Origin of the sequence: Bacillus sp. FSL M7-1020 (assembly GCF_038050415.1) — a bacterium.
Lineage (GTDB): Bacteria > Bacillota > Bacilli > Bacillales > Bacillaceae_G > Bacillus_A > Bacillus_A toyonensis.
Window position 1 is genome coordinate 2,963,207 of record NZ_JBBOTW010000001.1, and the last position, 12,800, is coordinate 2,976,006.

General features: G+C 36.8%; 10 protein-coding genes and 1 pseudogene. 2 read left to right on the top strand and 9 right to left on the bottom strand.

The window, feature by feature from the left end:
• The first annotated feature begins 27 nt into the window (after positions 1–27).
• A complete protein-coding gene (locus MHB70_RS15075; RefSeq protein ID WP_000814753.1) occupies positions 28–912 on the top strand; it encodes a DMT family transporter in 885 nt (294 codons plus the stop codon).
• 18 nt (positions 913–930) lie between these two features.
• On the opposite strand, the gene MHB70_RS15080 is transcribed toward MHB70_RS15075, so the two are convergent.
• A complete protein-coding gene (locus MHB70_RS15080; RefSeq protein WP_000350925.1) occupies positions 931–1,467 on the bottom strand; it encodes a hypothetical protein in 537 nt (178 codons plus the stop codon).
• 20 nt (positions 1,468–1,487) lie between these two features.
• Positions 1,488–2,309 carry a pentapeptide repeat-containing protein gene (locus MHB70_RS15085; RefSeq protein WP_061529493.1) on the bottom strand — a complete coding sequence of 274 codons (822 nt, stop codon included), beginning with the start codon at positions 2,307–2,309 and terminating at the stop codon, positions 1,488–1,490.
• A gap of 195 nt (positions 2,310–2,504) precedes the next feature.
• Between MHB70_RS15085 and MHB70_RS15090 the strand changes: the two genes are divergently transcribed.
• The gene (locus MHB70_RS15090) at positions 2,505–2,681 is read left to right on the top strand and encodes a DUF1272 domain-containing protein (protein ID WP_001162784.1); all 177 of its coding nucleotides are present in this window, start codon (positions 2,505–2,507) and stop codon (positions 2,679–2,681) included.
• An 85-nt stretch (positions 2,682–2,766) separates the two neighbouring features.
• Here MHB70_RS15090 and MHB70_RS15095 read toward each other — a convergent pair whose 3' ends face one another.
• From MHB70_RS15095 to zwf, 7 genes and pseudogenes are all read right to left on the bottom strand, one after another.
• Positions 2,767–3,834 (bottom strand): lactonase family protein, encoded by a 1,068-nt coding sequence (locus MHB70_RS15095; RefSeq protein ID WP_000782234.1) that lies wholly within the window; start codon positions 3,832–3,834, stop codon positions 2,767–2,769.
• 120 nt (positions 3,835–3,954) lie between these two features.
• On the bottom strand, positions 3,955–5,496 hold the full coding sequence (gene gntK, locus MHB70_RS15100; RefSeq protein ID WP_000254925.1) for a gluconokinase: 1,542 nt from the start codon (positions 5,494–5,496) through the stop codon (positions 3,955–3,957).
• A gap of 109 nt (positions 5,497–5,605) precedes the next feature.
• Positions 5,606–6,935 (bottom strand): annotated as a pseudogene (gene gntP, locus MHB70_RS15105) (gluconate permease GntP).
• A 361-nt stretch (positions 6,936–7,296) separates the two neighbouring features.
• Positions 7,297–7,965 (bottom strand): fructose-6-phosphate aldolase, encoded by a 669-nt coding sequence (gene fsa / locus MHB70_RS15110; protein WP_000667695.1) that lies wholly within the window; start codon positions 7,963–7,965, stop codon positions 7,297–7,299.
• Between the two features lie 198 nt (positions 7,966–8,163).
• Positions 8,164–9,057 carry a phosphogluconate dehydrogenase (NAD(+)-dependent, decarboxylating) gene (gene gnd, locus MHB70_RS15115; RefSeq protein WP_001263674.1) on the bottom strand — a complete coding sequence of 298 codons (894 nt, stop codon included), beginning with the start codon at positions 9,055–9,057 and terminating at the stop codon, positions 8,164–8,166.
• Between the two features lie 112 nt (positions 9,058–9,169).
• Positions 9,170–11,164, bottom strand: coding sequence for a transketolase (gene tkt / locus MHB70_RS15120; RefSeq protein WP_000193008.1), 1,995 nt, complete (start codon positions 11,162–11,164; stop codon positions 9,170–9,172).
• Positions 11,165–11,203: 39 nt separating this feature from the next.
• Positions 11,204–12,688, bottom strand: coding sequence for a glucose-6-phosphate dehydrogenase (gene zwf / locus MHB70_RS15125; RefSeq protein ID WP_000445351.1), 1,485 nt, complete (start codon positions 12,686–12,688; stop codon positions 11,204–11,206).
• Positions 12,689–12,800: the final 112 nt, after the last annotated feature.

Below are 12,800 nucleotides of genomic sequence, written 5' to 3' on the forward strand. Positions count from 1 at the left end.
CCCTAAAAATAGACGGAGGTACTTCAAATGAAACAAACAATTTTAGGAGCTATATGCTTATCACTAGCAGCAAGTATATGGGGCGGTATGTATGTTGTTAGCAAATACGTACTCGATTATATCCCACCGCTTACACTCGTTTGGCTACGCTTTATTATCGCTTTTGTTGTTTTGTATGGCATTTTGAAAATAGCAGAGAAAAAACAAAAGAAAAAAGTAACCATTCGCAAAAAAGATTGGCTATTATTCGCTTGGATTGGATTTATCGGATATTTCATTTCAATCACATGTCAATTCATCGGAACAAAATTATCCGACGCCCATACAGGCTCTTTAGTAACATCCGCAACACCTGCATTTATGGTTATATTTGCAGCAATTATTTTAAAAGAAAAGCTAACCGCTCGTAGACTTTTATCTACTATAATAGCGACAATCGGTGTCATTATCGTAATCGGATGGGATATTGAAATTGGCTCCTATTTTATCGGTACCATCATATTAGTGGGAGCCGCTATTACGTGGGCTTTACTATCCATTTATGTAAAAATTGCTTCAGCTCGGTTTTCATCTTTAGTTATTACAACGTACGCCATATTCTTTTCACTCTTTTTTATTACACCTTTTATGATATGGGAACTACAAGTAGCCTCTATCGGAACCGTAAATACGTACGTAATACTAGGCGTATTATATTTAGGAGTCATATCAACGGCAGGTGCCTTTTTCCTTTGGAATAAAGGATTAGAACTAATGGATGCAAGCATCGGTTCCTTATTTTTCTTCTTCCAACCTATCGTCGGATCATTACTTGGCTGGCTCTTATTAAATGAGACATTAAATAATAATTTTTTTATTGGTGGTATTCTTATTATATGTAGCGTTTTAATTACTACTTTTGAAAAGAAATAAAAAAACAGGCAGAGATTCTTAGTCTCTGCCTGTTCGTATAATTGGATCTTGGTCGTGAAAACCAATACAAATCGGTATATTACTTTTCACTTCACTACATACACTCATAAAACTACATACCGTTCTTGCAATTAAATATAAAGTTATGCCGATTGCTTTTTCGTTTGTATCAAAACCATTTTCAGCATACATATCCGCTAATTCTACAGACCTCGGTCCCTCTATATTATATGTCCATTCAGATGCCCAATCATCATCCTCTTCTTCAAGCGGAACATACTCCTCACAAATGTAAAACTGACTATCCCATTCATTATCGAGATTGTACTCAAAATAAATTGCCTTCGCTTCTTCACATTCAACAACTTCTAATGCTTCTCTCACACCTATTCTCATACTCTCTTCATATGTATCTAATGGAATTAATTTAATTCGCTCGGCGTGCATACCTGATGCTAACATGCTACACATATCATAATACTTCACTTCTATTTGCCCTACTGCTAACGAAAATATATCCTCTTGCATTTCATCTAAATACTGAAAAATATCCAAACTATTTCACTCCATACTCTTTACGCACTCCAATGCGCGGGACGGGATAACAATTCCGGCAATTTCGTATGTTTATCCCCTTTCGCCGCATTAATTTGAACTTGCGTAAGAAAAATACTATTTGTAAAGTCTGCACCGCGAATATCTGCATCTCTTAAATCTGCTCCGATGAGATCTGCTCCTCTTAAGTCTGCACCATTTAAGTTCGCTGCAATTAAATAAGCACCCCTTAAATTCGCGCCTTGTAAATTTTTCTTTTTCAGGTTTGCTCCCATAAGATCTGCTCCGCGGTGAATGATTCGTTTCTTACGTGCAGCATTCATTTCCTTCCAAACTAGCTCACTCGTTTCTAAAAGTAAAACATTTACTTCTGCACGGTGTAATGGAATATTTACTTTCATTAACTCGTCCGCATTTAAATTCGAAAGTCGCTCTGTCTCTTCAATCGCTTTACTTAGTTCTTTATGAATTGGCTGCGTCGCCTTTAATAGAATCGCCTCATTCAAATACCAAAGCATTTCATGGAGCTGATGCATAACCGGAAAAGCATCATACATTTTTCTCGCATGCTTAGCATCTTTCCGCCAATCAATCCCTTTAAAGATAACTTGAGAAATCTTCTGCCCAGCACCGAAACATTCAAATACTGTACAACCTTTATAACCTTTTCCTCTAAGATTTTTATGTATACTACATTTAAAATCTGATTGTAAATTGGAACATGGTTTACCACCATCTTTATTCACTGCAAAATCTACCGATGCTGCGAACGGTAACGCCACGCAACATAGACCGAAGCATTTTTCGCAGTTTGCTTTTAAATGATCGTTATGATTAGTCAAAATGTATACCCCCTGTTGTCTTTTGACTATTTCATAATATTCCAACTGCACAAAATAATCAATTTTAAAATAAATTGGCATCTTTCATTTCAAATCACAACTTTATCATTCGATTTCCTTTCAATTGAAAAAGACTAATTCTATCTAATGAATTATAATTAAATTATAAATTTTCAAACAAAAAGGAGAATTACTATGGCACTAGAAATGAAAACAAACTGTCAAATTTGTGATCAATTGCTGGAGCAAGATTCTGAAGCTTACATTTGCGTGTATGAATGTACGTTTTGTGCACCATGTACAGAAGAAAGACATAACGTTTGTCCAAATTGCGGCGGCGAGTTAGTACGTAGACCGAAAAAGAAACAGTAAAAAGCAAAGCGATATCGCTTTGCTTTTTTTATTTTCTTGATATATAAAATTATATCAGCGATTTTTCAAATATATCGAACATAACTTAAACATTTAAAAATTTAACACAAACAGGCTCTGGCACAACAGCATCAGATTGTAAAAGAGTTAACTTTCCTGTAGATTCATTTCTTGAAAATAACACAAGATTATGCGACTTTTCATTTGTAGCAACAAGGAACTTTTCAGTAGGATCTAATACAAAGTCTCTTGGCCAATTTCCTTCTGTAGATGTATGTTCAACAAATGTAAGCTCACCTGAATTTTGATCCACACTGAAAACAGCAATACTATTATGACCACGATTACCTGCATATACAAAGCTGCCGTCAGAAGAAATATGAATCGCACTTCCTTGACTATTTTCATCAAACTCTGCTGGAATAGTAGAAATATACTGTAATTCTGTAAAGGTCCCTTCTTCCGTATTATATGTTAATACGATAACCTCTGAACTCAGCTCAGTCATCACATACGCATACTTTCCATTCGGATGAAAAGTAATATGTCTCGGCCCACTTCCTGGATTTACAGATAAGCTATTCACTTCTGTTAATGCACTACCTTTTATTTCATACGTAATTATTTTATCTATCCCTAAATCAACGCCCACTACATATTTTTCATCAGGAGTATATCCCGCGTAATGTGCATGTGGTTTTTCTTGTCTTTCTTTATTCGGACCTGAACCTTCATGCGCCATAATAGATGAAGCAGGATTTACAGTTCCATTTTCTTCATTTATTTCAAAAGACTCAATCGTTCCTTTATGGTAATTTGCTGTAACTACCGTATGATTCCCACTATCAACGCTCACATGACAAGGAGAAGCCCCTTCTACTACTTGTCTGTTTTCTGCCTTTAACTCTCCAGTTTTACTATCAATTGAATAAGCAGCTACACCACCAGATTCTCCTTCCTTAACAACGGAATAGAGATATTCATTATTTCGGTTAATCGTTACATATGTAGGGTTATCCAGCTTAGCCGCAAGTGTTACATTACTAATTTTTTTTGCTTCTGTGTCTAAAGTAAACTTATATATTCCCTCACTATTTTCTTTCGTATAAGTTCCAACATATCCAATAAACTCTTTGTTATCCTTCATTTTCATAACCCTCTCTCCCTATATTTTTCATTCATCATACTTCTTAAAATATTTTATGTTGAAAGAGTATCCTAAAAAATCGGAGTATCTCTTTATACGTTACCATATTTTCTTAGTAAATAGCTTTTAAACCCACTTTTTTTGATACGCTGCTATACTTTCATATTCTTCTTCCAAGTGACGGGACAGACGAATATAGATTGGTGTTAAATCTTTATATTTTTCCACACTTTCAATGTTTGGTTCATGGTGGAAATTCGCACCTACCATTTCAGAAACTACATGTAACGTATCTACTTCACCTAAACTATATAAACCGAGGATTGCAGCTCCTAAGCAAGAGCTTTCAAAACTTTCAGGAACATATACGTCTTGATGAAAAATATCCGCCATCATCTGTCTCCAAAGTTCTGACCTTGCAAAACCGCCTGTTGCTTGAATTTTTTTCGGTTCGCCAATTAGCTCTTTTAAAGCGAGAAGAACGGTATATAAGTTATAAATTACTCCTTCTAATACAGCACGAATAAGATGTTCTTTCTTATGATGTAATCCGAGTCCAAAAAAAGATCCTCGCGCATTCGCATTCCATAAAGGAGCTCTTTCCCCTGCTAAATACGGATGAAATAATAAACCGTCAGATCCAGGATTTACTTTTGCTGCTATTTCAGTAAGCACTTCATATGGATCTTTCCCTAAACGCTTCGCAAGTTCAATCTCTGAAGTGCCTAATTGGTCACGAGCCCACCTAAAAATCATACCACCGTTATTAACTGGTCCACCGATTACCCAATGGTCTTCAGTTAAGGCATAACAAAAAATTCTACCTTTTGGATCTGTCACAGGACAATTTGTTACAGCACGTATCGCACCGCTTGTACCAATTGTAACAGCCACAACCCCAGGATCTATTGCATTTACGCCTAAATTCGATAGCACTCCATCACTCGCTCCTACTACAAAGGGCGTAGAAACAAGTACATTCATCTCTTTTGCAAGTTCTTCATCTAATCCTATTAAGCTGTGCGTCGTTGGAACAAGTTTAGAAAGCTTTTCATCTGAAATCCCTGCAACACGAAGAGCTTCCTCATCCCATTTTAAAGATTTCAAATTGAACATTCCTGTTGCTGATGCTATAGAATAATCAATTACATATTCTTTATATAACTTATAAAACACATATTCTTTAATAGAAATGAATTTATAACTTTTTGCAAACAATTCTGCCTGCTCATTCTGTAACCAAACTAATTTCGAAAGTGGTGACATCGGATGAATTGGTGTTCCAGTACGCAAATAAATTTCATGACCATTCATATCACTCTTTATTTTCTCTGCCCAGCTTGCACTTCTATTATCTGCCCAAGTGATACATCTCGTTAACGGTTTTCCCTTCTCATCTACAGCAATGATACTATGCATTGCCGAACTAAAAGAGACACAAAGAATATCATTTGGCTGTACACTACTTGATCGTACAGTTTCTTTAATCGTATTTATTACTGCATGAAAAATTTCTTCTGGGTCTTGTTCTGCTATTTCAGGCGTAGGAGAATATAAAGGATATTCAATTCCATGACTTGCAATAACAGATCCATCAGTAGAAAATAGAACTGATTTTGTACTAGTTGTCCCAATGTCTACACCAATCATATATTTTGAGCTCACCATTTCTTCCTCCTAACAAAAAATTGCGACAGTATCCCACCATAAAAATACATTCCTTTTATCTACTGATAACGTTGTATGCCACAATTATCTAAATAGAAACATCTTTATTTTAAACAAACATATCGAGTAGTAAAACGCCTCCAAAAGCGATAAATGAAAGTAACGTTTCTAATACCGTCCATGTTTTAAATGTTTCTTTCACTGTTAAACCTAGGTATTCTTTTACCATCCAGAACCCAGCATCGTTTACGTGTGAAAACATGAGTGCTCCTGCACCTGTTGCAATGACGAGTAACTCTAAATTTACACCTGTCGTATTTTCAACGATTGGCGAGACTATGCCCGCTGCTGTTGTTAAGGCGACTGTCGCTGACCCTGTCGCAATTCGAATTAATCCAGCTACTATAAATGCTAATACAATTGGAGATAGAGCTAAATGTTCAGACATTTGAGCAATAGCATTCCCTACGCCACTATCGATAAGAATTTGCTTAAATCCGCCGCCAGCACCAATAATCGCAACAATAGAACCGATTGGTAATAAGCTATCTTCTGTTACCTTCTTAATAGCCTTTTTATCGATACCTTGACGAAATCCAAGAAAATAGAAAGCTGCAAAACATGCAATCAAAAGCGCAATGATAGGACTACCGATTAATGTGACAATCTTCATTAGAGTATTAGAAAGCGGAACATAAGGAGCTGCTGCTGCTAACACCATTAACATAACGGGTAACAATATAACTAAAAATGAAACTCCTATTCCTGGTAATTTCGTTGATTTTGTATTTACACGTATCAATTCTGGTTCATTTTCAGGAATTACACGTTTGTGAATCCATTTAGCGAATATAGGACCTGCAATAAGCGCTGCAAAAAATGTAATAATGAGTGAATAAAGAAGTACCTTCCCAAGGTTCGCTTTATAAATACCAATTGCAACGATTGCCCCTGGATGCGGAGGAACAAGGCCGTGTACGACAGATAACCCAGCAATTGCTGGTAATGCTATCAATAAAATATTTTGTCTCGTTGTTTTATGAATAGAAATTACTAACGGCAATAATATTAAAATGCCTACTTCAAAAAACACCGGAATTCCAATAATAAAACCTGCAATTAACATCGCCCATGGTAAGTTTTTTATTTCAAAGGATTTAATAAAGAACTCTGCCACCTGCATTCCAGCACCTGACTCTGCCATCATTTTCCCTAGAATTAATTGTACCTAATACTAAAATACCTACTAAATGCCCGAGAACACTTCCGACTCCCGTTTCATAAGCGCTCACTATTTTATCCATTGGCATTCCAGACATAATTGCTAAAAACAAACTTGCAATCGTTAAACTAATAAACGCATGCCATCTCCACCACGATACTCCTAAAATAACAATTACAATTGATAATAATGTAATCATTAAAAGGTACATATTCATACTCAGTTCCACCCTTTTATGTAAACCCTTTCAAAATTACTATACAATTAAGAGAACTTATATAGTTCTTTCTTGAGTAAGAGATATTTTCACATAATAATGATTTATATAAAAAGAATCTCCCTTATCAGAGATACACGTTAACTACTCTCTCTAATAAGGGGATTTCTCTTTAATAATTATAATGTTATTATGATAAACGCTTCGTGCGAGCAATTTGTCCTTTTTTTAAAGTGCATGACGCTTTCTTCTCTTGCTGTATTCACGTAGTAAGACTCCAAAAAGTTAAACGATGAAGTTACCTAGGAATCTGTCCTCTCATGAAAAGTAATTTTCGGAAAGTCTCCTCCACTTTCATATATTATAATTTAGGCGCTTTCGCCCAATCTGCAGCAAACTTTTCCATACCTTGATCTGTTAATGGATGCATAGCAAGTTGTTCAATTACTTTATAAGGGATTGTAGCAATGTGAGCACCTGCCATCGCTACACGAGTTACATGATCTGGGTGTCTGACAGAAGCTGCAATAATTTGTGTATCTAATTGATGAATATCGAATAGCTCAGCAATTTTCGCAACTAAGAGCACACCATCTTCAGAAATATCATCTAAACGTCCTAAAAATGGAGAAACGTACGTTGCACCTGCTCGAGCAGCTAAAAGTGCTTGGTTCACCGTGAAGATAAGTGTAACGTTCGTTTTCACACCTTTTTCAGTAAGATAGCGACAAGCTTCTAATCCTGCTAGCGTCATTGGAAGTTTTATCGTGACGTTTTTATCGCCACCGTTAATTTTAATTAATTCTTCTGCTTGAGCAATCATTTCTTCAGCTGTAACAGCATCTGGCGTTACTTCTGCCGAAACAGACTCAACTTTAGGTACTGTCTGACAAATTTCTGCGATACGGTCTTCAAACTTAACACCCTCTTTTGCTACTAAAGAAGGATTCGTTGTAACACCAGCTAAAACTCCAAGTTTATATGCTTTTTTTATGTCCTCAAGATTTGCAGTATCAATAAAAAATTTCATGATCAATTCCCTCCAGTTTTTAAACGTTGATGAGTTACATGTTTAGGATGTTTATCCCGCTATTTGCCGGGCAGTAAGACCCCACCTCAACATTCAGCGAAGCAAAGAAGTTAAGTTGGGGGGCGTGCTTCCCGTAAAAGCCCGATTGGTAAAGGCTAATGTGGAGGATGAAGAACCCCCACTAATTAAAGTTTCACTTTATTTCTTTTCTACTGCATGTCCGCCAAATTCATTACGCAGAGCTGCTACAACTTTTCCTGTAAATGTATCATTGTCTAATGAGCGGTAGCGCATTAATAGAGACATTGCGATAACAGGAGTTGCTGTTTGAAGGTCTAATGCTGTTTCTACTGTCCATTTTCCTTCACCAGAAGAATGCATTACTCCCTTAATTTCATCTAGTTTCGCATCTTTAGAAAATGCATTTTCAGTTAATTCCATTAACCAAGAGCGAATGACTGAACCGTTATTCCATACTCTTGATACTTTTTCATAATCGTAGTCAAATTCACTTTTCTCTAGAATCTCAAATCCTTCACCAATAGCAGCCATCATACCGTATTCAATTCCGTTGTGAACCATTTTTAAGAAGTGACCACTACCAGCTTTTCCGGCATATAAGAATCCATTTTCTACAGCTGTATCCCGGAAGATAGGTTCAACGATGTCCCAAGCTTCTGGATCTCCTCCGATCATGTAACAAGCACCATTACGAGCGCCTTCCATTCCGCCAGAAGTTCCTGCATCCATAAAGTGAATGCCATCTTTCTTTAGTTGCTCATATCGGCGAATAGACTCTTTATAATGTGAATTACCCGCTTCAATTAAAATATCTCCTTTTGAAAGCAATGGTGTAACCTCATCAATAACAGAATCAACAACAGCGTGTGGTACCATTACCCAAAGAATTCTTGGTGATTGTAATGACTGAACAAGATCATTTAAACTAGATACACCTGTAGCCCCGTACTCTTTCATTTCTTCCACTGCGCTCGTATTTAAATCAAATGCTACTACTTCATGTTTATGATCCATTAAATTTTTCCCTAAATTTAATCCCATTTTACCTAAACCAATTAATCCTACTCGCATAATATAATTCCTCCTCAAATCATCTTTTATTAAAAATCCATATCACTAGAATCTGGAATACCTTTCAGCACCGATAAATTAGTATGTACAGAAAGGTATTCACAGTCATAACTTAAGAATTCAACACATTTTTTGTAATTTGAACAACGTTTTCTGTCGTAAATCCAAATAGATTCATGACTTCAGCTCCAGTTCCTGAAGCTCCAAATGTTTCAATTGATAGTACTTTTCCTTCTTGTCCTACATAACGTTCCCAACCGAGAGATACACCCATCTCAAGCGATACTCGTTTCGTTACAGAAGACGGAAGAACCGATTCTTTATATTCTTTCGATTGGCGATCGAATAATTCCCAGCTCGGCATTGCAACGATGCGAACAGAAACATGATCCTCTTCTAATTTTGCTTTCGCACTAGCAGCTAAGGATACTTCAGAACCTGTCGCAATTAAAATCACATCCGGATTTTCATTTGTTTGCGTTAATACGTAAGCTCCTTTAGAAAGATTCTCTATGTTCGCTTTCGTTTCCTCAAATACCGGTAAATTTTGACGACTAAGTACTAAAACGACTGGACCATCCGCTTGCTGTAAAGCATAAGCCCATGCACTCGCTGTTTCATTCGCATCTGACGGGCGGATAACTGTTAAACCAGGAATTGCCCGAAGAGCTGCTAAATGTTCAACTGGTTCATGCGTTGGACCATCTTCTCCTACAGCGATCGAATCATGCGTAAATACGTAAGTAACTGGTAACTTTTGCAATGCAGCCAGTCGAATAGATGGACGAAGGTAATCATTAAATACAAAGAATGTACTAACGAAAGGTTTTACTCCTCCATGAAGTGCCAGTCCATTCGCTGCGGCGCCCATTGCATGTTCACGTACACCGAAGTATATATTTCGGCCAGCATACGATTCTACTGCATACACTGCTTCACCTTTTATATCTGTCATCGTAGAATGAGAAAGATCTGCACTTCCACCGAAAATAGAAGGAATCGATTTCACATAATGGTTAATAGCTTCCCCACTTGCAACACGAGTTGAAATCGTTTTTTCAGTATCGAAGGATAAAATGTCTTTCTCTTCGATTAAAACTTCACCTGTAATCGCTTTTTCTAATTCATCTGCTAGTGCAGGGTTTGACTCTCTGTATAAGTTGAACTGCTCATTCCAGCCATGTTCTTTTTCAATGCCTTTTTGTTTCAGTTCATTAAAATGAGCTGTTACTTCTTCAGGTACAAAAAAGTCTTCTTCATAATGCCAACCATACACTTGTTTTGTCGCTGTCGCTTCTTCTAATCCAAGCGGGTTACCATGTGCTTTGTTCGTTCCAGCAACTTTTGGACTTCCGTAACCTATAATGGTTCTAATTTCTATAAGAGTAGGTTGGTCCGTATTGTTTTTCGCTAATTGAATCGCTTTTGTAATCGCATCAACATCGTTTCCATCTTCAACTCTTACATATTGCCAATGTGCAGATTCTACCCTTTTCTGCATATCTTCAGAGAAAGCAATGTTTAATTCACCATCAAGTGAAATTTCATTTGAATCATACAGCACAATTAACTTGCCAAGTTTCATATGTCCTGCCATTGACATCGCTTCATAAGCGACACCTTCCATTAAATCACCGTCTCCAACTAAAGCGTACGTATTGTGATCTATAATAGAGTGACCATCCTTATTAAACTTCGCTGCTAAATGCGCTTCTGCCATTGCCATTCCGACAGCATTGGCAATCCCTTGCCCTAACGGTCCTGTAGTTGCTTCAACTCCTGAAGTGTGACCAAACTCAGGATGTCCTGGCGTTTCACTATTTAATTTTCTGAAGTTTTTCAAGTCATCAATTGAAACGTCATATCCAGCTAAATGAAGTAGGCTATATAATAAGCTAGATCCATGTCCCGCCGATAAAACGAATCGATCACGGTTAAACCATTTTGGATGATTAGGATTATGATTTAAATGATTCGCCCATAATGCATAAGCCATTGGCGCTGCTCCCATCGGAAGACCTGGATGACCTGAATTTGCCGCATTAATAGCATCAATTGATAACGTACGAATTGTATTCACTGCTAATTGATTTATGTTTTGTGTCATAGTAATCGTCCCCCTAAATGCTTTCATGAAAGAAAGTACCTATTTTTTCGTTTCTTGATCTAACCACCATTTAAATTCACTTTCTTGCAATAGTTCATTAGACGCATCTGGACCATATGAACCCGACTCATATTCATGAAGTGGTAATAAGTTTTCTTCGAATGCTTCAAGAATTGGTTGTACCCATTCCCATGACAATTCAACTTCTCTCCAATGTGCAAAGAATGTAGCGTCTCCACTCACAGCATCATGAATGAGTCTTTCATACGCTTCAGGTACTCCCACATCCGCTTGCTCACAAGTAAAGTTAATACGCATCGGTTCAATTTCTCCATTTTTCAATGGATTTTTACTATTTAACTGTAATGAAACGTTCTCACCTGGGCTAATTTCAATTATTAACAAGTTAGGTGCTGCATTTGGATTACTATCTTGATATTGCTGTTTTAACGTATTTTTAAATTCGATTACGATACGAGTAGACTTTTCTTTCATTCGTTTGCCTGTTCGTATATAAAAGGGAACGCCAGTCCAAAATGGATTATCGATCCATAATCGAGCAGCAACAAATGTGTCTATGTTAGAAGAAGGATTTACTCCTGGCTCCTCTTTATATGCTACAACTTGTTGACCGTTTATGTCACCTGCACCATATTGTCCGCGAATGATATGGTTTTGAACGTCTTCTTTTTTCACTTTACGAAGCGTCTCCATTACCTTTCGCTTTTCCTCTCGAATTTCACATGCGTTAATTTTTTCCGGCAGATTCATAGCAGTCATCATTAATATTTGTAACATATGATTTTGAACCATATCACGAATGGCTCCTGCCTGATCATAATATCCTGCTCTTTCTTCAACCCCAACTGTTTCACTCGCTGTAATTTGTACATTCGCTATATGTTCTTTATTCCAAATCGATTGGAGAACAGGATTTGCAAATTCTAATGCTTCAAGGTTTTGAATCATCGGCTTCCCTAAATAATGATCAATACGGTATATCTCATCTTCTTCAAACGTGCGACTAAGCTTATCATTAAGCTCACGAGCAGATGTAAGATCGTGCCCGAACGGTTTCTCAATCATCAAACGTTTCCATCCATCCGTTTTATCGAGTCCGCTTTCCTTAATATTTAAAGCAATTGTCTCGAAAAATTCAGGAGCAACTGAAAGATAGAACATTCTATTACCTTTTATATGTAGTTCTTCTTCCCTTTCACGAACGACTTTTAATAACCTCTCATAGTCTTCCGGCTTACTCACATCTAATGGACAATAGCGAAAATTATCTAAAAAACCTTCGAGTTCCGGAGTACCTTCCTCTCTATGACGTGAAAACGTCTCTATTGATTCTTTTATTCTTTTTTGAAAATCTTCATGAGGTACTTGACGTCTCCCAAGTCCGATAACGGATATTTGCTTTGGAAGCTTTTGATCTCTATATAAGTTATATAGTGCGGGGTAAATTTTGCGTTTCGCTAAGTCCCCTGTCGCTCCAAATAAAACAAAGGTCATTGATTCCAATTTTAGTCCCCCTCTTGTTGTATAATCCTGGTCAATATATTCAAAATGAATTGTACAGAAGCTCATGTTTTATAAAAAACAAAGAGTTATCAAATTCCAATTCTTTTTATAC